At 54.3% G+C, this 1,263-nt stretch carries 1 protein-coding gene; it reads right to left on the bottom strand.

Translation table 11 applies throughout. The features are described 5' to 3' along the window. Positions 1 to 276: 276 nt before the first annotated feature. Positions 277 to 954 carry an SOS response-associated peptidase gene (locus SBI19_RS29340; protein WP_317973072.1) on the bottom strand — a complete coding sequence of 226 codons (678 nt, stop codon included), beginning with the start codon at positions 952 to 954 and terminating at the stop codon, positions 277 to 279. Between the last annotated feature and the right edge of the window lie 309 nt (positions 955 to 1,263).

The following is a 1,263-nucleotide window of genomic DNA, read 5'->3' as shown; positions in this document are numbered from 1 at the left end:
GCTTAATTTGTGAGAAAACCTCGATCGGAGCAATTAAGAGTGGGGTATCCCCACTAATCTGCGCCGACGTATGATTTATTGGCTGCATGCTGAATTAAGAGTGGAAGAGCCCTACTTAATTGTGCGAAAACCTTGATCGGAGTCAATTAAGTGCGGGATATCCCCACTTAATCTGTGCCTACGTATGATTCAATTGGACTGTTTAAGTAAATTATTCGCTTTAAGCATCCGTTCGGACGTTCATCGATCGAATGGTTAGCAGTGTTGGCTAAGAAATTAAGCCTCAATTGGTTCAATTAATTCGGCAAAGTCGTTGCGTACGCTGCCGACCGCTGCAGATACTGGATAAGCCTCCATCAGCGATTCGTCGAATGGCGTGAACAAATGCTGCAGCCGGGCAGGGTCGTTCACCTTGCGGTCAAGCCATAAGGACTCGTCTTCGGGGCGCAGCAGCACCGGCATCCGATTGTGAATCGGCTCCATTAATTCGTTCGGCGAGGTCGTCAGCACGGTGCACGTACTTAGCTTGGAGCCGTCTGCCGCGACCCAAGTCTCGTATAAGCCGGCCATCGCGAACGGCTGTCGGTCGCGCATGACGATGCGCATCGGCTGTTTCGTTCCGTCTTGACGCGTCTTCCATTCATAGAAGCTGTCGGCAGGGACGAGGCACCGTTTGCGTCGTACGGCTTCGCGGAAAGCTGGCTTGTCCGCTGCGCTTTCGGCGCGGGCGTTAAGCATCTTCGAGCCGATCTTCGGGTCGTCCGCCCAAGGCGGCACAAGCCCCCACTTCAGTTCGCCGAGCCGATTCTGCTCTCCGTCATTGACGATTGCGAGCACGAGCTGGCCAGGCGCAACGTTATATTGCGGTCGATGATAGGGCACACTCGTATGTCCGATCATGAACCGAAGCATCATTTCTTCAAGCGATACGGTCAGGGTGTAACGTCCGCACATGTCAGCGGTCTCCTCCCATGCTGGATTTCGCGGTTCTGATCATAGCTATCGCTTATTATACATCGATTACAAGGCGTATGCATGCCTGCGGGATGTTTAGAGCTGGCAGGACGGACAGATACTACAACGGAACTGGGAACAATGAATAGGGTTTGCAAAAATGATTAGGAAGCGGAATTGATCGCATCGTGCAGGATGGATCGGGGAAAGGAAGGATGCGCGTGACGAACGCTCACCGCCGACGGGCTGGGCGTCTGGCGTCGAATCGGCGCTCGACTCGGCGTCTTGGCGCCCCCGCAGCCGCGGCGG

It is taken from the genome of Paenibacillus sp. CCS19, assembly GCF_033239625.1.
Classification (GTDB): Bacteria; Bacillota; Bacilli; order Paenibacillales; family Paenibacillaceae; genus Paenibacillus_T.
This window is presented reverse-complemented; position numbering and strand designations above follow the sequence as displayed.

Coding starts and splice junctions, on each gene's coding strand:
- SBI19_RS29340 (WP_317973072.1), bottom strand. CDS start 954: ATGTGCGGACGTTACACCCTGACCGTATCGCTTGAAGAAATGATGCTT.